The 23,641-nt window shown below is 72.4% G+C and carries 21 protein-coding genes and 1 pseudogene; 16 read left to right on the top strand and 6 right to left on the bottom strand.

The annotated features are described in order from the left end of the window. The first annotated feature begins 45 nt into the window (after window positions 1-45). Both OG624_RS04635 and OG624_RS04630 read left to right on the top strand, forming a co-directional pair. Window positions 46-1,611, top strand: a complete 1,566-nt coding sequence (locus tag OG624_RS04635) for a carboxylesterase/lipase family protein (protein ID WP_371639116.1) — start codon at window positions 46-48, stop codon at window positions 1,609-1,611. A gap of 57 nt (window positions 1,612-1,668) precedes the next feature. Then, on the top strand, window positions 1,669-2,676 hold the full coding sequence (locus tag OG624_RS04630; RefSeq protein WP_161292318.1) for a LacI family DNA-binding transcriptional regulator: 1,008 nt from the start codon (window positions 1,669-1,671) through the stop codon (window positions 2,674-2,676). Between the two features lie 39 nt (window positions 2,677-2,715). On the opposite strand, the gene OG624_RS04625 is transcribed toward OG624_RS04630, so the two are convergent. Next, on the bottom strand, window positions 2,716-3,945 hold the full coding sequence (locus OG624_RS04625; protein ID WP_371639115.1) for a serine hydrolase domain-containing protein: 1,230 nt from the start codon (window positions 3,943-3,945) through the stop codon (window positions 2,716-2,718). Between the two features lie 184 nt (window positions 3,946-4,129). Between OG624_RS04625 and OG624_RS04620 the strand changes: the two genes are divergently transcribed. Then, a complete protein-coding gene (locus OG624_RS04620; RefSeq protein WP_371639114.1) occupies window positions 4,130-4,900 on the top strand; it encodes a MerR family transcriptional regulator in 771 nt (256 codons plus the stop codon). Window positions 4,901-4,964: 64 nt separating this feature from the next. Here the strand turns inward: OG624_RS04620 and OG624_RS04615 are convergent, their stop codons facing one another. After that, window positions 4,965-5,726, bottom strand: coding sequence for a phosphatase PAP2 family protein (locus OG624_RS04615; RefSeq protein WP_371639113.1), 762 nt, complete (start codon window positions 5,724-5,726; stop codon window positions 4,965-4,967). Between the two features lie 120 nt (window positions 5,727-5,846). Next, the gene (locus tag OG624_RS04610; RefSeq protein WP_051762114.1) at window positions 5,847-6,797 is read right to left on the bottom strand and encodes an alpha/beta hydrolase; all 951 of its coding nucleotides are present in this window, start codon (window positions 6,795-6,797) and stop codon (window positions 5,847-5,849) included. 252 nt (window positions 6,798-7,049) lie between these two features. On the opposite strand from OG624_RS04610, the gene OG624_RS04605 reads away from it, so the two are divergent. The 8 genes and pseudogenes from OG624_RS04605 (at window position 7,050) to OG624_RS04570 (ending at window position 16,112) form a co-directional block, all read left to right on the top strand. After that, on the top strand, window positions 7,050-7,493 hold the full coding sequence (locus OG624_RS04605; RefSeq protein WP_371639112.1) for an ATP-binding protein: 444 nt from the start codon (window positions 7,050-7,052) through the stop codon (window positions 7,491-7,493). A gap of 218 nt (window positions 7,494-7,711) precedes the next feature. Continuing rightward, window positions 7,712-9,322: pseudogene (locus OG624_RS04600) on the top strand (AMP-binding protein); the annotation flags it as partial. Window positions 9,323-9,358: 36 nt separating this feature from the next. Further along, window positions 9,359-9,868 carry an acyl-CoA thioesterase gene (locus OG624_RS04595; protein WP_167745518.1) on the top strand — a complete coding sequence of 170 codons (510 nt, stop codon included), beginning with the start codon at window positions 9,359-9,361 and terminating at the stop codon, window positions 9,866-9,868. Further along, complete coding sequence (locus tag OG624_RS04590; RefSeq protein ID WP_371639111.1) at window positions 9,850-12,153, top strand: oxidoreductase; 2,304 nt, start codon at window positions 9,850-9,852, stop codon at window positions 12,151-12,153. Before OG624_RS04595 ends, OG624_RS04590 begins: the two co-directional genes overlap by 19 nt. 20 nt (window positions 12,154-12,173) lie before the next feature. Beyond that, a complete protein-coding gene (locus OG624_RS04585) occupies window positions 12,174-13,202 on the top strand; it encodes a carbon-nitrogen hydrolase family protein (RefSeq protein ID WP_051762113.1) in 1,029 nt (342 codons plus the stop codon). Further along, window positions 13,199-14,311, top strand: coding sequence for a cupin domain-containing protein (locus tag OG624_RS04580; RefSeq protein ID WP_033213781.1), 1,113 nt, complete (start codon window positions 13,199-13,201; stop codon window positions 14,309-14,311). The genes OG624_RS04585 and OG624_RS04580 overlap by 4 nt, the downstream gene beginning before the upstream one ends. A 107-nt stretch (window positions 14,312-14,418) precedes the next feature. Continuing rightward, complete coding sequence (locus tag OG624_RS04575; RefSeq protein WP_033213779.1) at window positions 14,419-15,324, top strand: fumarylacetoacetate hydrolase family protein; 906 nt, start codon at window positions 14,419-14,421, stop codon at window positions 15,322-15,324. Window positions 15,325-15,332: 8 nt separating this feature from the next. After that, window positions 15,333-16,112, top strand: a complete 780-nt coding sequence (locus OG624_RS04570) for a maleate cis-trans isomerase family protein (protein ID WP_326747292.1) — start codon at window positions 15,333-15,335, stop codon at window positions 16,110-16,112. 94 nt (window positions 16,113-16,206) lie between these two features. Here the strand turns inward: OG624_RS04570 and OG624_RS04565 are convergent, their stop codons facing one another. The 3 genes from OG624_RS04565 to OG624_RS04555 form a co-directional block, all read right to left on the bottom strand. Further along, window positions 16,207-16,695 carry an ester cyclase gene (locus tag OG624_RS04565; RefSeq protein WP_106971256.1) on the bottom strand — a complete coding sequence of 163 codons (489 nt, stop codon included), beginning with the start codon at window positions 16,693-16,695 and terminating at the stop codon, window positions 16,207-16,209. A 145-nt stretch (window positions 16,696-16,840) separates the two neighbouring features. Continuing rightward, window positions 16,841-17,443 carry a ScbR family autoregulator-binding transcription factor gene (locus OG624_RS04560; RefSeq protein ID WP_078908892.1) on the bottom strand — a complete coding sequence of 201 codons (603 nt, stop codon included), beginning with the start codon at window positions 17,441-17,443 and terminating at the stop codon, window positions 16,841-16,843. A gap of 85 nt (window positions 17,444-17,528) precedes the next feature. Next, the gene (locus OG624_RS04555) at window positions 17,529-18,230 is read right to left on the bottom strand and encodes an AfsR/SARP family transcriptional regulator (RefSeq protein ID WP_237545586.1); all 702 of its coding nucleotides are present in this window, start codon (window positions 18,228-18,230) and stop codon (window positions 17,529-17,531) included. Window positions 18,231-18,737: 507 nt separating this feature from the next. Between OG624_RS04555 and OG624_RS04550 the strand changes: the two genes are divergently transcribed. Genes OG624_RS04550 through OG624_RS04530 form a run of 5 tightly spaced genes read left to right on the top strand, consistent with a single transcriptional unit; the run spans window position 18,738 to window position 23,559 of the window. After that, window positions 18,738-19,580 (top strand): alpha/beta fold hydrolase, encoded by an 843-nt coding sequence (locus OG624_RS04550; protein WP_051762104.1) that lies wholly within the window; start codon window positions 18,738-18,740, stop codon window positions 19,578-19,580. Further along, entirely contained in the window at window positions 19,577-20,938 is a 1,362-nt protein-coding gene (locus tag OG624_RS04545) for an NAD(P)/FAD-dependent oxidoreductase (RefSeq protein WP_371639110.1), read from the top strand. Before OG624_RS04550 ends, OG624_RS04545 begins: the two co-directional genes overlap by 4 nt. Next, window positions 20,935-21,210 carry an acyl carrier protein gene (locus tag OG624_RS04540; protein WP_033213774.1) on the top strand — a complete coding sequence of 92 codons (276 nt, stop codon included), beginning with the start codon at window positions 20,935-20,937 and terminating at the stop codon, window positions 21,208-21,210. The genes OG624_RS04545 and OG624_RS04540 overlap by 4 nt, the downstream gene beginning before the upstream one ends. Next, a complete protein-coding gene (locus tag OG624_RS04535; RefSeq protein ID WP_161292295.1) occupies window positions 21,203-22,426 on the top strand; it encodes a beta-ketoacyl-[acyl-carrier-protein] synthase family protein in 1,224 nt (407 codons plus the stop codon). The genes OG624_RS04540 and OG624_RS04535 overlap by 8 nt, the downstream gene beginning before the upstream one ends. Next, window positions 22,423-23,559, top strand: coding sequence for a beta-ketoacyl synthase N-terminal-like domain-containing protein (locus tag OG624_RS04530; RefSeq protein WP_371639109.1), 1,137 nt, complete (start codon window positions 22,423-22,425; stop codon window positions 23,557-23,559). Before OG624_RS04535 ends, OG624_RS04530 begins: the two co-directional genes overlap by 4 nt. Window positions 23,560-23,641 lie beyond the last annotated feature (82 nt).

Genomic DNA, 23,641 nt, shown 5'->3' with positions numbered 1-23,641 from the left:
CGGGTGGCGCGCATCCGGCGCGCGGCAGTGAGGAAGGAACGGCTCATGCCCAACCCCCCGACCCAGGACCGCACGGTGGTGGACCTGCCCGCAGGCCGCCTGCGCGGCGCGATCGACGGCGGGGTCACGGTCTTCCGCGCCGTTCCCTACGCCGCCCCGCCGGTCGGTGACCTGCGCTGGCGCCCCGCCCGGCCGCACGCCGGCTGGAGCGGCACCCGGGACGCCACCACGGACGGTCCGAGCGCGCCGCAGATGTACATGGAGGGCGGTGACCCCGTGCTCGGCGGGCACGGGTCGCCCCCCTTCGACGAGGACTGTCTGACCCTCAACGTGTGGACGCCCGCCGCCGACGACGCCCGCCGCCCGGTGCTGGTCTGGATCCACGGAGGCGGCTTCGTCTCCGGGTCCGGCTCGCTGCCCGGCTACTCCGGCCGAACCTTCGCCCGCGACGGCGATCTGGTCGTCGTGAGCATCAACTACCGCATCGGACCGCTGGGTTACCTCTATCCCGGTGAGAACGGCGACGGGGTCGGTGACGACGGCGGCGACGGTGGCGAGGGCGGCAACTTCTGGCTCACCGACCAGCTGGCCGCCCTGCGCTGGGTGAAGGAGAACATCGCCGCCTTCGGCGGGGACCCGGACTGCGTCACGGTCGCCGGGCAGTCCGGCGGCGCGGTGTCCACCGCCGCCCTCGCCGGCCATCCGCGGACCGAGGGCCTGATCCGGCGGGTGATCCTGCAGAGCCCGCCCTTCGGCCTGGACCTCCCCGGCCCGGCCGCGTACCTGGAGCGGACCGCCGCCTACCTGGAGCTGGCCGGCGCCAAGGACCTGGCGGAGCTGCGTACGGCGCCCTGGCCGGAGCTGATCGCGGCCGGTGGCGGACTGTTCGCGCAGACCGTGCGGTGGGGCTACTGGCCGACGCCGTTCCTGCCCGTGATCGACGAGGTGACCCTCACCGGGCACCCCGCGCAGGCCCTGCTGGGCGGGGCCGCGGCCGGTATCGACGTCATGATCGGCTGGACCCGGGAGGAGGCCAACTTCGGCTTCGCCCTGGACGAGGGGTACGCCGCCGCCACGCGCGAGCAGGTGGTCGACCGGATCGCGGAGACCTTCGGGAGCGAGGCCGCGGAGGGCGTGTACGCCGCGTACGAGCGGGCCCGGCCCGGCGCCCGTCCCGCCGACGTCCTGATGGACCTCATCACGGACGAGCTGTTCCGGGTGCCCGCCCTACGGCTGGCCGAGGCCCGGGCCGAGGCGGGGAGCCCCGTCTGGGCCTACCAGTTCGACCTCCCCACCCCCGCGTACGAGGGCCGTCTCGGCGCCGCGCACTGCCTCGAACTGCCCTTCGTCTTCGACAACTTCGACCAGTGGTCGCACGCGCCCTTCCTGGCCGGCCTCGCCCCCGCCGTCCGTGACGGCCTCGCGTACGCCATGCACCGGGCCTGGATCGCCTTCGTCCGCACCGGCGACCCCAACCACCCGGACCTGCCGCGCTGGCGCCCGTACGACACGGGCACCCGCACCACGATGCGCTTCGACTCGGTCGTCACCGCCCTCGACGACCTCGCGGGAGCCTCCCGGCTCCTGCACACCCCGGCCCCCTTGATTTAACTCGTGTAACCTGAGAAGGAAGGAGTCACCCGAACAGAAGGAGCGTCGAGGGGCGTCATGACCAGAGACACTCACGTCCCCGCATCCATCACCAGCGCCGACGTGGCCCGCCTCGCCGGGGTCTCGCGCGCCACGGTCTCCTTCGTCCTCAACGACACCCAGGGCCACCGGGTGAGCGCCGGTACCCGTGCCCGGGTGCTCGACGCGGCGAAGCAGCTCGGCTACGTACCGCACGCGGCCGCCCGGTCGCTGCGCGCCGGCCGCAGCAACCTCGTCCTGATGCCCGCGTCGATCTCCGCGATCGGCCGCCTCGTCAGCGACTGGGTCGACGATCTGCACAGCGAGCTCGACCGCTTCGGCTACACGGCCGTCCTGCACGCGGGCCGCTTCACCGACCCCCTCGACGCCGCCCGGGCCTGGGCCGAACTGCGCCCCGCGGCCGTCATCGCCCTGGACGGCGACCGCTTCACCCCCCAGGCGGCCGAGGTGCTGGCCCGGGCCGGGGTGCGCGGCATGCTGGCCTTCGCGTCCCACCCCGTGGAGGGGGTGCACACCATCGGCTTCGACCACACCCGGATCGGAGCCACCGCGGCCGAGCACCTCATCGCGCGCGGCCGGTCCCGGATCGGCGTGGTCATGCCCCAGGAACGCGGCCTCGGCACGCTGGCCGAGCCGCGCCTGGCGGGAGCCGAGTCGGTCGCGGCCCGCCACATGGCCACGGTCACCCCGGTCGAACTGTCCTACACCCGGGAGTCCGCGACCGCCCTCGCCCGGCGCTGGCGCGGCCTCGAACTGGACGCCGCCTTCACCTACAACGACGAGTACGCCGCCCTGCTGCTGCACGCGCTCCAGGCCGAGGGCATCAGCGTGCCCGACGAGGTCGCCCTGGTCGGCTGTGACGACCTGGTCCTCGCCGAGCTCCAGCAGCCCGCGCTGACCACGGTCCGGCTGGACCTGCCGTCGGCCGCGCGGATCGCGGACGCGGTGCACGAGCTGATCGAGACGGGCACGGCGGCGCCCGTGCCGTCGGTGACGCCGGTCCTGGTCCACCGCCAGACCTCCTGACCGCCGGACCTGCTGTCCCCTGGCCCGCACGTGGCTCTGTCAGTGCTGGACGGCCTGGTAGACCATGGTCCAGAAGTCGTGGACGAGCCGTGGTGAATCCGGGGTGGACATCCCGACCTGGGTGAGCAGGACCCCGGTGAGCCGGTTGTCCGGGTCGGCGTAGGCCGTGGTGCCCGTGCCGCCGTCCCAGCCGAACTGACCGACGGGCGCGTACCCGCCGCGATGGGTGCGTACGGCCATGCCGAAACCCCAGCCGCCGTGCAGGCCCTGTCCCACGGCCATATGGGCGATCTTGCCGTACATGTCGTCCCGGGCGGCCTGTTGTCCGGGCGTGAGGCGGTTGGTGGTCATCAGCTCGACCGCAGGCCGGGACAGGATCCGTTCGCTGCCGTGCGTCCCCCGGTTCAGCAGCATCCGGAAGTAGGCGTGGTAGTCGTCGACGGTGGAGACCAGCCCGCCGCCGGCGCCCTGGAACACCGGCGGCCGGCTCGCCCTTCCACCGGCCGCCTCGTCCCACACGACGAACCGTCCGGTCTGCGGATCGGGCCCGTACAGAGGCGGCAGCCGGTCGATCCTGTCGGCGGAGACGTGGAAGGCGGTGTCCTTCATGCCCAACGGATCGAGGACGCGCTCGCGCAGGAACGCCTCCAACGGCTTGCCCGTGACCCTGGCGACCAGCACACCGACCACCTCGTTGCTGAGGTCGTACTGCCATCGTTCGCCGGGTTGGTGCGAGAGCGGCAGTTCCCCGAGGCGGCGCATCCACTCGTCCGGGGCGGGCGCCGGCCCGGACGCCACGCTGTAGTCGAGACGCTCGAAGGTCGCGGCCCTGATCGGGGAGTCCATCGACCCGAAATCCATCCCCAGCCCGAACGTGGAGGTCAGCAGGTCCCGTACGGTGATGGGCCGCCGGGCCGGCACGGTGTCCTCCAGCGGGCCGTCGGGCCGCTTCAGCACCCGACGGTCGGCGAGTTCGGGCAACCAGGGATCCACCGGGTCGTCCATGCGTAGCCGACACTCGTCGAGCAGGATCATGGCCGCGGCCATCGTCACCGGCTTGGACGTGGAAGCCATCCGGAAGATCGTGTCCCGACGCATCGGCGGCCCCCCGTCGTGGCGCATCGTCCCCACCGCTTCGACGTACGTCTCGTCTCCCCGGGAGATGAGGGCGACGAGGCCGGGGATCTTCCCGGACTCGACGTGTCGTGCCAGTACGTCCCGCAGTCTGCGCAGCCCTGCTTCGGAGAAGCCGCTGTTGCCTGTCGCCATGATGAATCCCCTTGTCCACGGTGCCGGGTCTCCGCAGACCGTGCACCTTGACCCAAGGTCAAGGTCAACACCCGTCGTGGACGAAGGCCGCCCCGCACGCCGGCCGACGGGCCGGAAGGGCTGCGAGCTACCCTCGCCCCTGTGATCACCTGTAACTCCCAAGACCGGAAGGTGTGCTGACCCGATGACAGGCGGGCTCACGATCGGTCAGGCGGCGGCGTTCGTCGAGGTCACGATCAAGACCGTGCGTCACTATCACCGGCTCGGCCTGGTCGCCGAGCCGGAACGCGACGGATCCGGCTACCGGCGGTACCGATCGGCCGACCTGCTCCGCCTGGTCCAGGTCCGGACCCTGGCGACGGCCGGAGTCCCGCTGGCCGAGATCGGTGACCTGCTCGAGGCCGATCCCGAGCCGTTCGCCGCAGCCCTGGACGACGTCGCTCGCCGCCTCACCGAACGGATCGAGGACCTGATCGCCCGACGTGACACGCTGCACCGACTCACGGGCGGGGACCGTCTCCTGCTGCCCGACCGGGCCTGCGCGGTCCTGGAGCGACTCACCGATCTCGGCTTCGATCCCGACTATGTCGCCACGCAACGAGAAGCCCTGGTACTGGCCCGGGCCCTGATCCCGGAGATCTTCGACGGCTTCCTGACGCGACTGGAACATTCGCTCGACGATCCCGGGTACGTCGAGCTGACCAAGCGCGCGGTGGAAGCGGCCTCCTGGGACCCCGACGACCCGCGGATCGAAGAGCTGGCGTCCCTCCTGACCCACAAACTACTGGGCGACCGGGCGCTCCTGTCGATGCCGCCCCGGAGCCGGTCCGACACCGCCGCCAGGTACGGAGCGGTCAACCACCACCGCGAGGACCGGGCGCCGGCCGTCGCCCGGCTGAACGCCCTGATCGAAACGAATCTGCGAGCCGCCGGCATCGACGTCCCGTATCAATGACGCCGCCCGGCGGACTCGTCGGCCGGCGCCCGATACGAGCCCCGGCCGACCGCGTGCGCTCGGCTCAGGCGGTACCCGCGCCCGCGGCCGCCCCCCGGCGGTCGTGGGCGCGGGCACGTTCCCGGGCGAGGGCCGGGCCGAACAGCCACCACGCCACCAGGCCCACCCCGGCGCCCGCCGCGGCCCCGGCCGCCGTGTCGCTGAGCCAGTGCGCGTGCAGCCAGGTACGGCTCCACATCATGGCCAGGATGAAGACGGCGCCCCCGATCCACCACGCCCGCCGCCGCGCGACCGGGACCAGGAGCACCCCGAGGAGCACGACCAGGAGCGCCGCCGTGGCCGCGTGGCCCGACGGGAAGGAGCCGTGGTCGACGCGGACCAGCGGATGGGCCGGGCGCGGCCGGTCCACCAGGTGCTTGAGGCCCTGGACGACGAGCATGTTGCCGCCGAGGGTGGCGGCGAGCAGGAAGCCGGCCGAGACCCAGCGCCTCCGGACGAGCAGCAGGAGCAGTACGGACAGCGGTATCAAGGAGCCGACCGGACCGCCGATCAGGTCCAGGATCGTGGCGGCGGCCTGGTAGGCCCCCTCGTGCGGGCCGCCCATCAGGATCAGCCAGCGGTCGTCCAGCCCCTGGAACGGCGGATCCGCCACGTCGGAGCGGACGACGAGAGCCGGCAGCACGGCGCCGGCGAGGAGCAGGAGACCCGCGACGAGGAGGGCGCGGCGGCGCGGCGCCCCGGGCTCGGCGCGTCGGCCGCTCCCGGCGGATCGGGGAGGTCCGCCGGGTCTGCCGTGCGGGGTGGTGGTGGTCGGGTTGCCGGACATGGCTGCCTCTCGTGACCGCGGCGGGGGCCCGCGGCCGGGTGCGCTGTGGAGGGGAATACGGGGGCGCGGCCGGCGGGGCCGCGCCCCCGTGGTGGAACGGGGGGCGTCGGACCGGCGCCGTCAGGCCCCCGCGCCGAGGTGCAGGGCCAGGAAGGCCACGCCCCCCGCGACGATGGCGGGGATGTCGTGGGAGCCGAGGAAGATGTGGTCGGCGCCGTCCACGGGCTGCAGGGTGACCTCGCCCCCGGCGCTCTTCAGGGCCGCGGCGAGGGCCTCGCTCTGGCTGTACGGGACCAGGCCGTCGTGGGTCCCGTGGACCAGCAGGAACGGCGGCGGGTTCGAGCCGGCCGCGTACGTCACGGGGCTCGCGGCCCGCGCCAGGTCGGGCCGCTCGGCGACGCCGGCACCGAGCAGGGCCTCGTAGGGGTCGGGGAAGTCCGCACCGGGCATGGCCGGCAGGGGGTGGTCGGCCAGGGTGACGAGATCGGAGACGCCGTACCAGTCCACGACCGCGCGGACCCCGGTCTCGCCGGAACCGACGCCCTGCGTACCCTCCAGCGCCGCGCCCTGCGGGCTGTCGGGGCCGACGAGCCCGGCGAGGGCGGCCAGGTGACCGCCCGCGGACTCGCCCCAGACACCGATCCGGTCCGGGTCGATGTCGAGGTCCGTGGCGAACGCGCGGACGTAGCGGATCGCGGCCTTCACGTCGTGCAGCTGGGCCGGGAAGGGCGCCTCGAGGCTGTGCCGGTAGTCGATGGAGACGAGGGCGAGGCCGGCCGCCAGTACCGCCCCGTGCAGCAGGTCGGCGGGGACGGTCGGCGGCGGGTAGCGGCGGTCGCCGTCCAGCCAGCCGCCGCCGTGGATCCAGACGACCGCCGGGAACGGGCCTTCGCCGGCGGGCACCTGCACGTCGAGCAGACGGGGGCGGTAGCCGGGCGTGGTCGCGTAGGTGATCCCGTCGAAGTGGCGGACGCCGTCCGGGCCCGTCACGGGCGGTACGGGGGACCGGTACGGCGGGGGCGGCCAGGTCATGTCGGCCATGTCGATCTCGGCGGGAGGAGATTGTGTCATTGCGGCCCTTCCAATTCGGCGTTGTCCCGGTGGAGCGGTGGCGATGTGGCCGGTGGGGCGGACGCAGGCTTCGCGTCGTTTGTCCGGAATGCTTGCGCGAGTCACCGGGGGAGGCGTAGCGTGTTACACGTGTAATCAAGGACTCTAGCGACGCATTTCCGCTGACCACAAGCCCAGAAACGATCCAGATTCCGGATCAGTTACACGAGCTACTGCAGTGGCGGCGCCGCCTTCCCCCTCCGGGAGCACGTCATGCTCACCATCGCCGACACCTCTGCGGTTCCCGCGGTCCGAAGCTACGTCCACTGGGTCGCCGCCCCCGACGCCGCGAGCGTTCCGCAGGTCAGGACCCGTGTGCGCGCCACTCTCGACGGTTGGCGGGTTCCCGGCGAGGTCGTGGACGCTCTGCTGCTGGCCGTCAGTGAACTCGTCGGCAACGTCGTCCGGCATGCCGGTGGCGCCGGCCGGATGCGGGTCGTCGTCGCGGCGGGCGGCGGCTGGTTCCGGCTGGAGGTCGCCGACCAGGGTGCCGGACTGCCGCGGCTGCCCGCCCCCCGGGCGGAGGTCGACCCGGAGTCCGAAAGCGGCCGCGGGCTGCTGATGGTGCAGCTCATGACGGCCGAACTGGGTGGTGAACTCACCGTCGTGGCGCATGAGTTCGGCAAGTCGGTGCGGGTGCGCGTCCCCGCCCCCTGAATCGTGCCGCGGGCGTTCGGACGGGTGCCCGCAAGGGAGTCCACAGGCGTGCCCGCACAGCTGTCCGCACAGATGTCCGCACGGTTGTCCGGTGGGCGCCCGGAGGTGCTCGGCGGGCTCCTCCGCTCCGCTCGATATCGCGAGATGTTGACGGACGCCAAATATTCGACATACCGTGCACCCATCTCCCCGCTGCTCCCTGATCGAGGTGCCGCCCCATGGAGCTCTCCCCTTCCGCGTACGCCGATTCCTTCTGTCGTGATCGGCTTCCGCCCTTCCCTCTCTGGCCCGAACTCCACTTCGAACTCCCTGAGTTGAAGTACCCGGACCGCCTCAACTGCGCCCGGCGCCTGCTCGACGATGCCGTCGAGCGGCACGGCCCCGACCGCCCCTGTCTGCTCACCCCGACCGAGCGCTGGACCTACGGCGAACTGCAGCACCGTGCCAATCAGGTCGCCCAGGTCCTCACCGAGGACTTCGGCCTCCGGCCGGGCAACCGCGTCCTGCTGCGCGGCCCCAACAACCCCTGGCTCGTCGCCGCCTGGTTCGGCGTCCTGAAGGCCGGCGGGGTCGCCGTCACCACCATGCCGCTGCTGCGCGCCGGAGAACTCGCCGAGCTCACCGAGATCAGCCGGCCCTCCCTCGCCCTGTGCGACCACCGCTACGCCGACGAGCTCGACCCGGGCCACCGCCCCGGTCCGCCCGACCTGCCCGTCCTCACCTACGGAGGTCCCGGACCGGACGACCTGGCCGCGCGCTGCGCCGCCAAGGACGGCCGGTTCACCACCGTGGTCACGGCCGCGGACGACGTGGCACTGATCGCCTTCACCTCCGGCACCACCGGGCGCCCGAAGGCGACCCTGCACTTCCACCGCGACGTCCTGGCGAACGCCGACACGTTCTCCCGGCACGTCCTCAAGCCCCGCCCGGACGACGTGTTCACCGGCACACCACCGCTCGCCTTCACCTTCGGGCTCGGCGGACTCGTCGTCTTCCCGCTGCACGTGGGGGCCGCGACCCTGCTGATCGAGCAGGCGGCTCCGCTGCAACTGGCCGACCTGGTCGCGGAGCACGGCGTGACCGTGCTGTTCACCGCGCCCACGGCCTACCGGGCGATCATGGAGGCCGGGGCGGTGGACCGGCTGGCCGGGCTGCGCCGCTGCGTGTCCGCCGGGGAGCCGCTCCCGGCCGCGGTGTGGCACGAGTTCCACGCCGCCACCGGTCTGCGCATCATCGACGGCATCGGCGCCACCGAGATGCTGCACGTCTTCATCTCCGCGGCCGACGAGGACATCCGGCCCGGTGCCACCGGCCGGCCCGTTCCGGGCTACCGCGCGGCCGTGGTCGACGAGAACGGTGAGCCCGTCCCCGACGGGCAGCCCGGACTGCTCGCGGTCACCGGTCCCACCGGATGCCGCTACCTGGAGGACCCGCGCCAGGCCTCGTACGTCAGGAACGGCTGGAACATCACCGGTGACACCTACATCCGCGACACGGAGGGGTACTTCTGGTACGTCGCCCGCAGTGACGACATGATCGTCTCCTCCGGCTACAACATCGCGGGCCCCGAGGTCGAGAAGGCCCTCGTCACCCACCCGTACGTCGAGGAGTGCGCGGTGGTCGGGGCCCCGGACGCCCGGCGCGGCATGCTGGTGAAGGCGTACGTGGTCCTGGCGGCCGGTGTCCCGGCCGACGGGGCGACCGTCCGCGAGCTCCAGACCCACGTCAAGGAGACCATCGCCCCGTACAAGTACCCGCGCGCCGTCGAGTTCGTCAGCGCGCTCCCACGCACCGGCACCGGCAAGCTCCGGCGTGGTGAACTGCGCGAACGCGCCCGCACCGACGCCGCCCCCACACCGGGCCCGATGCCCGCCCCGACACCGGCCGCCCCGGCACCGCCCGCCCCGGCACCGGCCGAGCCCGCCCGCGTCGTCGTCGAACGCCGCGTCGAGTGGACCGACACCGACGCCGCCGGCCACTACCACCACTCCACCGTCGTGCGCTGGGTCGAGGCGGCCGAGGCCGTCCTGCTCCACCGCCTGGGCCTCTCGCACCTGTTCGGCAGCACGCCCCGGGTCCACTTCGAGGCCGACTACCGGGCCCGCCTCTGGTTCGGGGACGCCGTGCGCACCGAACTGAAGGTCACCGAGGTCGGCACGGCCTCCCTGCACTACGCCTTCACCGTACGGGGCGCGCAGGGCGGCGAGGCGGCCACCGGCCGCATGGTCATCGCCCACTCGGCCGCCCACGCCACCGGGTCGACCCCCTGGCCCGACGAGGTACGGGACCTTCTCGGCACGGCCGGACCGCAGCAACCGGAACTACTCACCACCGCACCATCAGCAGGAGGCACGCCGTGCGCGTCGCAGTCATAGGAGGAGGGCCCGGCGGACTGTACTTCGCCGCCCTCACCAAGCAGCTCTCCCCGCACTGGGAGGTCACCGTCTGGGAACGCAACGCCCCCGACGACACCTTCGGCTTCGGCGTCGTCTTCTCCGACGAGACGCTCGACGGCATCGCCCAGGCCGACCACGAGATCTACCGGGCCATGTCGGCCGAGTTCGCCCGCTGGACCGACATCGACGTCCGGCACCGGGGGAACACCCTCACCTCGGGCGGCCACGGCTTCGCGGCCCTCGGCCGACAGCACCTCCTGCGCATCCTCCAGCAGCGCTGCGCCGACCTGGCCGTGGACGTCCGCTACCGAACCCAGGCCCCGCCCGCGGCCGAACTCGCCGCCGGCTACGACCTGGTGGTGGCGTGCGACGGCGTCCGGTCGGCCACCCGGGCCGCCTACGCCGACACCTTCGCCCCCGACCTCGACGAGCGCTCCGGCCGCTACATGTGGCTCGGCACGGACAAGGTCTTCGAAGCCTTCACCTTCATCGTCGACGAGCAGGACTTCGGCACCCTCCAGGTGCACGCCTACCCCTACGACGCCACCCGCTCCACCTTCATCGTGGAGATGACCGAGGACGCCTGGCGGCGTGCCGGCTTCGCACAGTTCGCCGACCGCGACCATCCGCCCGGCACCAGCGACGAGGACAGCATCCGGCGCTGCGAGGAACTCCTCGCCGACCACCTCGACGGCCACCGCCTGATCCCCAACAACTCCAAGTGGCTGCGCTTCACCACGGTCCGCAACACGACCTGGCGGCACGAGAACGTCGTCCTGCTCGGCGACGCCGCCCACACCGCGCACTTCTCCATCGGCTCCGGCACCAAGCTCGCCATGGAGGACGCCCTGGTCCTCGCGGCCAGCCTGCACGAGCACCCGGACGTCCCCACCGCCCTCGCCGCCTACGAGGACGAGCGCAGGCCCGTGGTGGAGTCCACCCAGCGCGCCGCCCAGGCCAGCCTGGAGTGGTTCGAGCACATCGACCACTACACCGGCCAGGACCCAGACCAGTTCGCCTTCAACCTCCTCACCCGCAGCCGCCGCGTCACCTACGACAACCTGCGCGTCCGCGACGAGGGCTTCACCACCGCGGTCAACCGCTCCTCGGCCGTGCCACCGATGTTCCGCCCCTTCCCGCTCGGCGGCCTGCTGCTGCGCAACCGGGTCGTCGTACCGCCCACCGCCCTGCACACCGCACGCGACGGGGTCCCCGGCGACTTCGACCTCGTCCACCTCAGCACCCAGGCCATCGGCGGCGCCGGGCTGGTCCTCGCCGGCATGACGGCCGTCAGTGCCGACGGCCGGGCCACCCCCGGCTGCCCCGGCCTGTGGAACGAGGAACAGGAGGCGGCCTGGCGGCGCCTCACCGACTTCGTCCACGGCCAGAGCGACACCTGCCTCGGCGTCCAGCTCACCCACGCCGGCCGCCGCGCGGCCACCCACGGCGGCGGACAGCCGGTCGCCGCCTCGGCCCTGGCCTGGGACGAACGCGGCCCGGTGCCGCGCGAGGCCGACCGGGCCGACATGGACGGCCTCGTACGGGACTTCGTGACCGCGGCCCGGCGGGCCGACCGGGCGGGCTTCGACGCCCTGGAACTCCAGTACGGGCACGGGCACCTGCTCTCGGGCTTCCTGTCCCCGCTGACCAACCTCCGCACCGACGAGTACGGCGGCGATCTGGACGGCAGATTGCGGTTCCCGCTCGAAGTGCTGCGGGCCGTACGGGAGGTGTGGCCGGCCGGCAAGGCGCTGCTCGTTCGGATCTCCGCCGCCGACTGGGCCGAGGGCGGCACCACCGAGGCCGACGCCGTCGCCATCGCCCGCGCGCTCGCCGAGGCGGGTGCCGACGCCATCGACGTCTCCACCGGCGAGGTCGTCGCCCACGAGAAGCCCCGCTACGGCCGCAGCTACCAGACCCCCTACGCGGACCTCATCCGCAATGCCACCGGGGTGCCCACCATCGCCGTCGGCGCGATCTCCACGTACGACGACGTGAACTCCATCATCCTGGCCGGCCGGGCCGACCTGTGCGGCGTCGGCCGCGCCCAGCTCCACGACCCCCTGTGGACCCTGCACGCCGCGGCCGCCCAGGGCTACCAGGGCCCGGCCGCGCCCTGGGCGCGCGCCTGGCGGGCGGGCAGCGGGCGGCCCCCGTCGGCGCGGACCGACCGGATCCCGCCGCGCCTGGAACTCCTGCGCCGGCCCGCCGCATCCGTCCACCGCCGCTGGCTGCCCCGCGCGGCCGTCCCCGCCCACCGATAGAGCCGGAGGTACCCACGCCCATGGACAGGGACCACCTGCCCCGCTTCACGGCCGCGGCCGTCCAGGCCGCGCCCGTCCACCTCGACACCGCCGCCACCGTCGACAAGGCCGTCGCCCTGATCGCCGAGGCCGCCGCGAACGGCGCCGAACTCGTCGTCTTCCCGGAGGTGTTCGTCCCCGGCTACCCGTACTGGAACTGGACGATGAACCCGGTCCAGGGTTCGCCCTGGTTCGAGCGGCTCCAGCGCGCCTCCGTCGACATCCCCGGCCCGCACGTCGACCGCCTGCGCGCGGCGGCCCGCCGGCACGGCGTCGTCCTCGTCATCGGGGTCAACGAGCGGGCCGCGCACAGCCTCGGCGTCCTCTACAACACCCTGCTGACCATCGGCCCCGACGGCGAACTCCTCGGTGTGCACCGCAAGCTGGTGCCGACCTGGGCCGAGAAGCTGACCTGGACCGGCGGCGACGGCAGTTCGCTGAAGGTCCACGACACCCCGGTCGGCCCGCTCGGCGCCCTCGCCTGCGGGGAGAACACCAACACCCTGGCCCGCTTCGCCCTCCTCGCGCAGGGCGAACTCGTCCACGCCTCCTGCTACATCGCCCTGCCCGTGGCTCCCGCCGACTACGACATGGCCGACGCGATCGCCGTCCGCACCGCCGCCCACAGCTTCGAGGGCAAGGTCTTCTCCGTCGTCGCCTGCTCCACGATCTCCCCGGAGATCGTGGACGCCCTCGCCGGCGACGACGAGGAGCTGCGGAAGCAGTTCACGCGCCCGCGCAGCGCCCTCTCCGGGATCTTCGGCCCCGACGGCCGCCCGGTCACCGAACCCCTCGTCGACGAGGAGGGCATCGTCTACGGGGAGATCGACCTCGCCCGGTGCATCCAGCCCAAGCAGATGCACGACATCGTCGGCCACTACAACCGCTTCGACGTCTTCCGCCTCGAAGTGGACAACCGTCCCAGGCCGCCCGTCACCTTCACCGTCGCGCCCACGGTTCCCCCGCCCGCCACCCTCGCCACCCCCGCCGCTCCCGAGGAGGACGTATGACCATCGAGCAGGACGACACCGTGCTCGGCCGTGCCCGGGTGTCCGACACCCCGGAACTCACCCGCTACTACGAAGAGCTCGCCACCCTCGACGCGGGCGCCCTGTGGACCGTCGCCAACGACATCGAACCCTGGTACCCGCAGCCGAAGTCCGTCCCCGTGCTGTGGCGCTACAGCGAACTGCGCCCCCTGGTCCACAAGGCCCTCGGCCTCGTCAAGGGCGACGACGCCGGCCGCCGCGTCGTCATGCTGGTCAACCCGGGCCGGGGGGACGTCAGCGCCGCCGCCGGGCTCCTCTACACCGGCCTGCAGATCATGGGACCCGGCGAGGCCATGACCGCCCACCGCCATCAGGCCGCCGCGCTGCGCTTCGTCCACGAGGGCACCGGGGCCTGGACGATCGTCGACGGCCAGAAGCTGAAAGTCGGCCCCCGGGACTTCGCCATCACCCCCAACGGCACCTGGCACGAGCACGGCAACGACGCCGACGACGCCCCCGTCATCTGGCAGGACGGACTCGACATCCCCCTGGTCAACGCCCTGGACGCCGGGTTCTACGAGGTCCACCCCGAGCTGTACCAGGCCCCGGGCAAGGTCATCAACTCCTCCCTGCTGACCTACGCGGCGAACCTGCTGCCGTACGGCGCCGAGAAGTGGACCCGGCCCTACTCCCCGCTCCTCGCCTACCCCTGGGAGCCCACCTACGAGGCCCTGCGCGGCCTCGCGAAGGCGACCGAGGGCTCCCCGTACGACGGGATCATCGCCGAGTACACCAACCCGGTCACCGGTGGCTCCGTCATGCCGACCATGGGCGCGCACATGCAGCTGCTGCGCCCCGGCCAGGCCACCCTCGCCCACCGCCACACCGGCTCGGTGATCTACACGGCGGCCAAGGGCCACGGGGTCTCGGTGATCGCCGGACAGCGCTTCGAGTGGCGGCAGGGCGACATCTTCTGCGTCCCGTCCTGGGCCTGGCACGAGCACCACAACCTCGACGCGTCCGAGGACGCCTGCCTGTTCTCCTTCGACGACTTCCCCGTCATGCGCTCGCTCGGCTTCCACCGCGAAGAGGCGTACCCCGACAACGGCGGCCACCAGCCCACCCCCTGAACCGCTCCGCCGTACCGGACGCCGCCGGCCCTGACACCGGACCCGGTACGGCGGAGCCCCGCCGCCGATCCCCCCGGCACCCTCCCTCTCCTACGCAAGGAGCCCTCATGCGGCTGCTCAGCTACACCCTCGACGACGCCTCCGTGCGTCTCGGCGCGCAGGTCGACGACCTCGTCGTGGACCTCACCACCCTGGCCCGGCAGGCCGGCGTGCGACTGCCCGCGGACCTGCTGTCGTTCATCCTGGCCGGCGCGGCCGCCCAGGAGACCGCGCGCGGCCTGCTGGCCGCCGGCCCCGAGGCCTGGCCCGCCGAGGCCGTCCACCGGATCGACGCCGTGTCCCTGTGCGCACCCCTGCGCCCCGGCAAGATCATCGGTGTCGGTCTCAACTACATCGAGCACGTCGAGGAGTCCAGCCGCAGCCTCGACACCGACAAGGACCTGCCGCCGCGGCCCGTCCTCTTCGGCAAGCCCGCCACCGCCGTCACCGGCCCCGGCCGGCCGATCCTGCACAACGCCGACCTGACCACCCAGCTCGACTGGGAATGCGAACTCGCCGTCGTCATCGGTCGCCCCGCCTTCCGGGTGAGCGAGGAGCGGGCCTACGAGCACATCTTCGGCTTCAGCATCCTCAACGACATCAGCGCCCGCGACCAGCGCCGCTCCGGCCAGTGGTTCTTCTCCAAGGGCCAGGACTCCTACGCCCCCTTCGGCCCGGTGGTCGTCACCCGCGACGACCTCCGGGACCCGATGAACCTGGACCTCTCGCTGCGCGTCAACGGCGTCACCAAGCAGAAGTCGAACACCCGGCACATGCTCTTCCCCATCGCCCGCCTCATCGCCGACATCAGCTCCGGCATGACGCTGGAACCCGGCGACGTCATCGCGACCGGTTCGCCGTCCGGCGTCGGCGCCGGCATGGTCCCGCCCGAGTACCTGCGCCCCGGTGACACCGTCGAAGCCACGGTCGAAGGCATCGGCACCCTGACCAACCCCGTCGTCGACGCCCGCTGAGGAGAACGATGTCCCCCCGCACCTACCGCATCGGCCAGATCGTGCCGAGCTCCAACGTCACCATGGAGACGGAGGTCCCGGCCATCCTCCGGGCCCGCCAGGCCGTCGTACCCGACGAGCGCTTCACCTTCCACTCCAGCCGGATGCGCATGACCCATGTGACCCCGGAACAGCTCAAGGCCATGGACGCCGACTCCGACCGCTGCGCCGTGGAACTCTCCGACGCCCGGGTCGACGTACTGGGCTACGCCTGCCTGGTCGCCATCATGAGCATGGGGCTCGGCTACCACCGCACCTCCGAGCAGCGCCTGCACACCCGGACCGCGGAGAACGGCGCGCCCGCCCCGGTCGTCACCAGCGCGGGCGCCCTCGTCCACGGGCTGCACACCATCGGCGCCGAGAAGATCGTGCTGCTGGCCCCCTACATGCGCCCGCTCACCCGGACCGTCGTGGACTACCTGACGCACGAGGGCATCGAGGTCCTGGACCACCAGGCCCTCGAGATCCCCGACAACCTCGACGTCGCCGCCCACGACCCGGCCCGGCTGCCGGGCCTCGCGCGGGCCCTGGAGTACGCCGACGCGGACGCGGTCGTGCTCTCGGCATGCGTGCAGATGCCCTCCCTCGGCGCCATCGAGGAGGCCGAGCAGCTCCTGGGCAAGCCCGTGGTGTCCGCGGCGGTGTGCACGGCCCACCAGATGCTGCGGGCCCTGGACCTCGACGCGGTGGCTCCGGGGGCGGGCCACCTGCTGTCGGGCAAGTACGCGCGCACCCCGCTGCCGGGTTAGCCGGTAGGTGCTGCGGGGCCGGGGTCCCTGACGCGAGGACCTCCGTGCGGTGAGTTCCTGGACGGCGCCCACCGCACGGAGGTCCTCGCCGTGTTCACGCCCTCGACGTGTGTCGACTCCCCTCGTGCGAGGGAACGGGCTGCGGCTCCACTCCGCGGACCGCGCCGAGCTGCGCGTACAGGTCGAGTTGGTCATCCGTCAGCCAGTACTCGGCGATCCGCCCGTGTTCGATCCGCAGGGTGTCCACGCCGGCGAAGCTGACCGCGGTGCCGGGTGGCACCGATGCCGTCGCCGGGCGGCCGCCCGTCCAGGTTCCGGTGAACCGGAACCGGGAGATCACGTGATCCCCGTCGGTGAAGGGGCCCAGCTCGCAGTGGAAGGAGGCCGAGGAGAAGGAACTGCGGAACAGGCCGATCCAGCGGGCCATCGTCTCCGGATCGTCGATGCCCTCCTCGGGGGGCATGCCGAAGGCCGGCAGATGCACGCGCAGCGACGGCGCGATGATGCGTTCGGCGATCGCGAGATCTCCGTTCCACATGGCCAGCCATTGATCCACCAGCGTCCTGGTGTCGAATGCGTTCATCCCGTCCACCCCTGCCCCTTCTCGTACGCCGTTTCGTCGCCCGGGTGCCCACGGGATTCGGCGCGGGCACCGCACGCGGGGACAGAGCTCGGCCGGTGCCGTTCGGATACACGACGGCGGCCGGCGTCCGCGGCGCCGCTCCCCGTCACTCCCCGTCCGTGACGGGAGCCATGCCGGGCAGCAGGAGGCTCCACAGCTCCGCGATCGATTCGAGGAGCTCCTCCCTCGACGCCGACTCCTCGGTCCGGCACTCCAGCGAGAACAGGAAGCCGACGAGGAGGGAGGCGCAGGTCCGCAGCGGGAGGCCGCCCCGGATCTCGCGCCGCTCGGCGGCCGCGCGCAACAGCCGGGTGAGCAGGTCGTGCAGTTCGCGGGAGACGTGCCGTCCGTCGCAGTCCTGGTGACATCCCCGCTGCTGCTCGCGCCCGAGTCGCAGGCCGACCCGTACGATCACGTCCTGCCCGAGCCACTCGGCCGTGAGCCCCGGCAGGCGCATGAGCACCTGGACCGGGGACTCGCCCGCCTGCATCAGGTCGGAAGCCTTCGCCGTGAACCGGTCGCCGCACGCCCCGCGTACCGCGTCGGCCAAGTGTTCCTTGGTCGGGAAGTGGAAGTAGAGGGCCCCCTTCGACACGCCTGCCGACCGGCTGACGGCCTGCATGCTCGTGGCGCCGAGTCCGTGTCGGTCGAATGCCTCCGCCGCGGCGCGCACAAGGCGCTCCCGAGTCCTGGCAGCTCGTTCTTGCATGATCCCCGAACTTCCTGTCTCCCCCTTCCGACCGTGGGCGCGGCCGGTCTCCGGTCGAGGTGCCGACCGCGCTCCACGTCCGGTCCTACGCCGTCCGGGACTCCCGCCGGGCTCCCGGCTCGCGCTGGAGCGAGCGGTCCGACGCGAGGATCGCGTGGTGCAGTGCCTGGATGCGGGGCGAGGGTTCGAGACCCATGCGACTGGAGAGCTCGTGCCGCAGCTCGCGGTAGACCTCCAGTGCCTGCACCCGACGGCCGGCGCGGTACAAGGCCAGCATCAGCTGTGCGTGCAGCGGTTCGTGCGTGCGGTCATCGGCGGCGTGGGCGACCAGTTCGCCGAGGAGTTCGTAGTGGCGTCCGAGCCTGAGTTCGGCGCTGATGCAGCGGTCGAGAGCGGATCTGCGCCGCTCTTCCAGCTCCTTCTTGCGGATCGCCAGGATGGGGCCGGCCGGTAGATCGGCGAGGGCCCGCCCACGCCAGAGGGCCAGGGCCTGCCGGAAGCGACTCGACGCGAGGGCGTCGTCGCCGAGGCTCACCGCGCGATGGCCGCGCTCGGCCAGGCGGCCGAACTCCTCGGAGTCGACCTCTCCCGGCGACAGGTCGAGCAGATAGCCGCCGGGGCGGGTGCGGATCACGGACTTGGGATCGAGCTGGGGTTCCGCGGTCGCGATCAGCTCGCGGAGGTGGCGGACGTAGGTGTGTATGGCGGATCCGGCGGTACGCGGTGCGTCTCCCGCCCACAGCTCCTCCACGCTCTCGGCCACCGAGACGGGCTGGTTGCGACTCATGGAGAGGAGCGCGAGCAATTTGGCCGGTTTTAACGCTGTTGGTGTCGCATTTACGCCAGATATGCGGACATCAAATGATCCTAGTACAGATACGTCCATTCGACTTACCCCCGGATAGTCGTTAGTTACCAGTCACTTCGACCCTAAAAATCCGTCGGTCGGTTTGTCAAACATCAAGTCAGCCTTGAAACGGGTGACTTGACCGTCTTTTCGCAGGTCCAGGCGTTGCCGGCGGGTGATCCTCAAGGCTCGGTCAAGAAATCGTCCGCGTCGATCTCCAGCCATCGCGCAGCACGGCTGGAGTCCACCCGTAGTCGAGCTGAAGCCTGCCTCAAGTCCCGCTCGTGACCTGCTGTTTCAGGCCTCCAGGCGGCCTCCTGCGGACTCCGGCGGCGGCTCGGGAGATCCCTATCGTCCTCCCCATCCGGTCCGACCGCATGGCGAAAGGTGAGGCGAGTGCTACTGGCTGACCGAGGAACACCGCGCGGCGGCCCATGGCGGCCGGCCGTGGACCACGAGGTGGACGGCGAGCCCCTGCGCATATGGGAGCGCCCCGCGCTCACACCCCAGGGACGCCCCGCGCTCACCCCGCGGGGGCGCACCGTCGTCCTCGTCCACGGCTTCGAGGAGAGCTGGGAGGACTGGCGGGTGCTCGCGCAGCACCTGCCGGCCGACACCCGCCTGTTCGCCCTCGACCTGCCGTGGCGGAGCGGTTCACGCCACCTGTGGGCGGACCGGGGCGCCTCGACCGCATGGCTGGAACGCGCCCTCGAACTGCTGCCCGTACGACCCGACGCCGTGGTGGCCCACTCGTTCGGCGCGACCACGCAGCTCGAACTGCTCACCCGGCGCACGCCGAGCGCCTCGATCCCCACGGTGCTCGTGGCGCCCGTCTTCCGGCCCCACGACCGACCGATCGACGCCCTGTTCTTCGGCGAGGCGATCGAGCGGTTCCGCGCGGTGCTCGCCGACGGCCTACGAGCCCAGCTGGGCCCGCGTGCCGAGAAGATCCCCACCGACATCGTCGAAGCCATGATCGGCAAGGTCCGCGAGCGCGTGGAGCCGCACGGATTCCTGCAGTTCTACGCCACGCTCGGGCGCGGCCCCGGCCTTGCGCTGCACCGGATCGAAGCTCCCGTACTGCTGGTCAGCGGCACCCACGACCCCTCGGCACCACCGGCGGCGATCGACGCCCTGATGGCCTCGATCCCTGACGTCAGGCTCCACCAGGACCCGGGGCTCACCCACTTCTGCCAGCTGCAGCAGCCGGTGCGGGTCGCCGAGCAGATCAGCGCCTTCCTGGAGGCGACACCCCTGCACCACTACGACAAGGAGGCGATCAGCGCATGACCGCGCTCGAAGACCGCGTGTACGACGTCGTCATCAGCGGAGCGAGCATCGCGGGCAGTGCCGCCGCGATCCTCCTCGCCCGACGGGGCGTACGCGTCGCCCTGCTCGAACGCCGCTCGGACCCCGCGGCCCACAAGGTGCTGTGCACCCACTACCTCCAGCCCTGCTCCTACCCCGTACTCGAAGAGCTCGGGCTCGTCCCCGCCCTGGAGGCGGCCGGCGCCGTACGCAACGAGGCCCGCTGGTACACCCGTTGGGGCTGGATCGAACCCAAGGCGGCGCCCTCGGGCCCCGAGCTGCCCTACTCGTACAACATCCGGCGCAGCACACTCGATCCGCTGATCCGCTCCCACGCCGCGAAGACCCCGGGCGTGGACCTGCTGACCGGCCACAGCGTGACGGGTCTGCTGCAAGAGGCCGGGCGCACCGTGGGCGCGCGGGTCTCGGGGCCCGACGGCGAGGTGGAACTGCGGGCCCGCCTCGTCGTCGGCGCCGACGGAAAGGACTCCCCGGTCGCCCGGTTCGCCGGGATCGAGACACGGACGTACGACAACGAGCGGTTCAGCTACTTCGCGCACTTCCGGAACCTCCCGCTGCGCGACGGGATCACCCACTCCTGGTTCCTGGAACCGGACGTGGCGTACGCGATGCCCAACGACGACGGTGTCACGGTCGTCGCGGTGATCCCCGGCAAGGACCGGCTCCCGGCCTTCAGGGCGGACCTGGAAGGCGCCTACACCGAGTTCGTCCGTGCCCTGCCCGGCGGGCCCGACATCGACGCCGCCGAACGCATCACCAAGATCACCGGAACCCTCAACTACCCGCTGCACTCGCGACGGCCGGGCGCCCCGGGCGTCGCGCTCATCGGGGACGCGGCCCTCACCGGCGACCCCCTCTGGGGCGTCGGCTGCGGCTGGGCCCTGCAGTCCGCCCAATGGCTGGCCGAAGCGACCGCCACCGCCGCGACCGGGCGCGGTGATCTGGACCAGGCCCTCACGGCCTACATACGCCGGCACCGGCGCGGTCTCGGCGGCCACCAGCACCTGGCCGTCGACTACGCCAAGGGCCGGCCCTTCAACCCCTTCGAACGGCTGATGTTCTCGGCGGCCGCCCGCGACGAGGCGATGGCCCGCCACATGCACCTCTTCGCCTCACGGCTCATCGGACCGCTGCGCTTCCTCAACCCCGTGGCGCTGGCCCAGGCGTCGGTCGTCAACCTGCGCCATCGAGGACCGCGCGCCGCACCCCCCACGCACCTGCCGCGGCCGACCCCTGCGACGACCGCCACAGGTCCCGCCCCCCACCCACGTACCGCCACCCTTCCGGCAACCTCCCAGAACGAAAGGCTGACGCCATGAGCGCCGACACCACCATCCTCACCGCCGAGCAGGACAGCAAGCTGCGAGAGATCATCCTCGAGGTCCTGGAGCTGGACCAGGCGGAGCTCACCGACACGAGCAGCTTCATCGAGGACCACGACGCCGACTCGCTCCTCGCCATCGAGATCCTGGCCCGCATCGAGAAGGACCTGGGCGTCACGATCCCCCAGGACGCCCTGGTCGAGATGGGCAACCTGGACGGCGTCCGGGCCGTGGTCACCCGCTCCCTGGGGGCCGGTACCGATGCCTGAGCCGGGCGCACGCCGCGTCGTCATCACCGGTCTGGGCGCCGTGAGCAGCGCCGGGATCGGCGTCGCCGACTTCACCGCCTCCATCAAGGCGGGCCGCCGCACCACCTCGCCCATCGCCGGCTTCGACACCACCGGCTTCCCCCACACGCACGCCGGTGAGGTGCACGACTTCGAGCCCGCCGCGTGGCTGCGCCGCATCGAACCCGAACGGTGGGGCCGCAGCGCCCAGTTCGCGGCGTCGGCCGCGCGGCTGGCGGTCGCCGACGCCGACCTGACCGAGTCCGCGCTGGCCGCGGCCCGGTCCGGGTCCGTCATGGGCACCACCAGCGGGGAGTCGGCGGTCATCGAGGAACTCGTGTCCGCGTGGGCGGCGGACGGCCTGAAATCCCTGGGCGCCGATCGGGTGGGCGCCGTTCCCGCGGGCCGGATCGCCGCGGCCGTCAACAGCGAGCTCGGACTGTCGGGGGAGGCGCTGACTCTGGCCACCGCCTGCTCGGCCAGCAACTACGCGCTCGGCTACGCCTACGACATGGTGGCGAGCGGCGAGGCCGACTACATGCTCGCCGGCGGCGCCGACTCGTTGAACCGTTGGGCGCACGCCGGGTTCTACCGCCTCGGCGCCCTCGCCGAGGAGATCTGCCGGCCCTTCGACGCCGACCGCTCGGGCATCCTCACCGCGGAGGGCGGGGTCGCCCTGCTCGTGGAGCCGTACGATCGCGCCGTCGCCCGGGGCGCGCGCATCTACGCCGAGGTGCTCGGCTACAGCGTCAACTGCGACGCCAAGCACATGGTGCACCCGGACCCGACCAGCATCGCCGCGTGCATCCGGTCGGCGCACCGCAGCGCGGGCGTCACACCCGAGGACATCGACTACATCTGCGCCCACGGCACCGGCACGCGGACCAACGACGCGACGGAGGTGGCCGCCGCCCGCGAGGTCTTCGGCGACCGGATCCCGCCGATCAGCTCGATCAAGTCGATGATCGGCCACACCATGGGCGCGGCCAGCGGCTTCGGTGCGCTGATCTGCTGCATGGCCCTGTACGAGGGCTTCCTGCCGCCCACCGCCGGTGTCGAACGGGTCGACCCCGCGCTGGGCCCGGGGGTCGATCCGGTGGCGGGCGCGGCCCGCCCCGCCAGGCCGCGGGTCGTGCAGAACCACGGGTTCGCCTTCGGCGGCAACAACGCCATCACCATTCTCGGAAGGGCCTCATGAGCACCGCCATCGCCGAAACGGCCGCGGACCGCCCCGCCGTCGCCGTGCAGCCGCTCGCCATCACCGCGGTCGGCGTGGCGACGCCCGCCGGGCTCGGGCTCGAAGCCCTGGGGCGGGCCTTGGCGGAAGGCCTCGTGGGACATGCCGAGGAGGTTCCCGGCGAGGAGACCCCGCCGCCGCGGCCGGTGCGGACCGTACCCGATCTGCGGACGGCCGAACTGATCGGCCGCAAGGGCGTACGTCATCTCGACCGGACCACGCAACTGGGTCTCGTCGCGTGCCGGTTGGCGCTCGACTCGCAGCCGGGGCCGATGGGGGAGCGCACCGGGGTCGTGCTCGGCACCAGCATGGGGAGCATCCGCAGCTCCAGCGAGTACTCGATGGAGACCCTGCGCCAGGAGCGCCCGTACCTGGTGAACCCCAGTCTGTTCCCCAACACCGTGATGAACTGCGCGGCCGGCCAGATCGCCATCCGGCACGGATTGCAAGGGGTGAACGCCACGCTGGCCGGCGGTCACCTGGCCGGGGTCCAGGCACTGCGCTACGCCCGCAACGCACTGCGCCAAGGGCACGCCGACCGTCTCCTGGTGGGCGGCGTGGAGGAGTTCAGCGCGCAGGCCGCCTGGGGCTGGCACCGGTCGGGGGCGCTCGAACCCGAGGCCCCCGTGGGCGAGGGCGCCGCGGTGCTCGTGGTGGAGCCGCAGGCCGCGGCGAGCGCCGCCGGCCGGGCCGCGCTCGCACGGGTCCTGGCGTGCGAGAGCGGCTTCGCACCGCGCGACGGCCTCGCCGAGGGGCTCGCGGCGGTGGTCGGCGCGGCGCTGCGACGCAGCGGCAAGGACCCGGCCGACGTGACCACGGTCTCCCTGGGAAGCACCGGCCGGACCGGCCTGGAGCGGGTGGAGGAACGCGCCGTGGAGCTGGCTCTGGGCGGAGCGCTGCCCGAGCAGGTCGTGCGCGTCAAGGAAACCGTCGGTGAGTGCTTCAGCGCCGACGGGGTCCTGCAGATCGCCGCGGTCCTGGGCCTGTGGCAGCGCGAGGGCCGCACGCACGGCGGCACCGCGGTCGTCACCTCGCTGTCCGGGGACGGCCTGGTGGGCTGCGCCGTCCTCGACACGGCCGACCCCCTCGGCTGACCGGCACCCGGCAGGGCGCCCGCGCCGACACACCGGTGTCCGCGCGGGCGCCCGCCACCCGTTCGCGCAACTGCCCCGCACC

The organism is Streptomyces virginiae, assembly GCF_041432505.1.
In the GTDB taxonomy this organism is placed as follows: Bacteria; Actinomycetota; Actinomycetes; order Streptomycetales; family Streptomycetaceae; genus Streptomyces; species Streptomyces virginiae_A.
This window is presented reverse-complemented; position numbering and strand designations above follow the sequence as displayed.

Coding starts and splice junctions, on each gene's coding strand:
- OG624_RS04570 (WP_326747292.1), top strand. CDS start 15,333: ATGTCCCCCCGCACCTACCGCATCGGCCAGATCGTGCCGAGCTCCAAC.
- OG624_RS04605 (WP_371639112.1), top strand. CDS start 7,050: ATGCTCACCATCGCCGACACCTCTGCGGTTCCCGCGGTCCGAAGCTAC.
- OG624_RS04610 (WP_051762114.1), bottom strand. CDS start 6,797: ATGACACAATCTCCTCCCGCCGAGATCGACATGGCCGACATGACCTGG.
- OG624_RS04535 (WP_161292295.1), top strand. CDS start 21,203: ATGCCTGAGCCGGGCGCACGCCGCGTCGTCATCACCGGTCTGGGCGCC.
- OG624_RS04615 (WP_371639113.1), bottom strand. CDS start 5,726: ATGTCCGGCAACCCGACCACCACCACCCCGCACGGCAGACCCGGCGGA.
- OG624_RS04540 (WP_033213774.1), top strand. CDS start 20,935: ATGAGCGCCGACACCACCATCCTCACCGCCGAGCAGGACAGCAAGCTG.
- OG624_RS04625 (WP_371639115.1), bottom strand. CDS start 3,945: ATGGCGACAGGCAACAGCGGCTTCTCCGAAGCAGGGCTGCGCAGACTG.
- OG624_RS04565 (WP_106971256.1), bottom strand. CDS start 16,695: ATGAACGCATTCGACACCAGGACGCTGGTGGATCAATGGCTGGCCATG.
- OG624_RS04530 (WP_371639109.1), top strand. CDS start 22,423: ATGAGCACCGCCATCGCCGAAACGGCCGCGGACCGCCCCGCCGTCGCC.
- OG624_RS04575 (WP_033213779.1), top strand. CDS start 14,419: ATGCGGCTGCTCAGCTACACCCTCGACGACGCCTCCGTGCGTCTCGGC.
- OG624_RS04560 (WP_078908892.1), bottom strand. CDS start 17,443: ATGCAAGAACGAGCTGCCAGGACTCGGGAGCGCCTTGTGCGCGCCGCG.
- OG624_RS04595 (WP_167745518.1), top strand. CDS start 9,359: ATGCCCGCCCCGACACCGGCCGCCCCGGCACCGCCCGCCCCGGCACCG.
- OG624_RS04585 (WP_051762113.1), top strand. CDS start 12,174: ATGGACAGGGACCACCTGCCCCGCTTCACGGCCGCGGCCGTCCAGGCC.
- OG624_RS04635 (WP_371639116.1), top strand. CDS start 46: ATGCCCAACCCCCCGACCCAGGACCGCACGGTGGTGGACCTGCCCGCA.
- OG624_RS04620 (WP_371639114.1), top strand. CDS start 4,130: ATGACAGGCGGGCTCACGATCGGTCAGGCGGCGGCGTTCGTCGAGGTC.
- OG624_RS04555 (WP_237545586.1), bottom strand. CDS start 18,230: ATGAGTCGCAACCAGCCCGTCTCGGTGGCCGAGAGCGTGGAGGAGCTG.
- OG624_RS04630 (WP_161292318.1), top strand. CDS start 1,669: ATGACCAGAGACACTCACGTCCCCGCATCCATCACCAGCGCCGACGTG.
- OG624_RS04545 (WP_371639110.1), top strand. CDS start 19,577: ATGACCGCGCTCGAAGACCGCGTGTACGACGTCGTCATCAGCGGAGCG.
- OG624_RS04580 (WP_033213781.1), top strand. CDS start 13,199: ATGACCATCGAGCAGGACGACACCGTGCTCGGCCGTGCCCGGGTGTCC.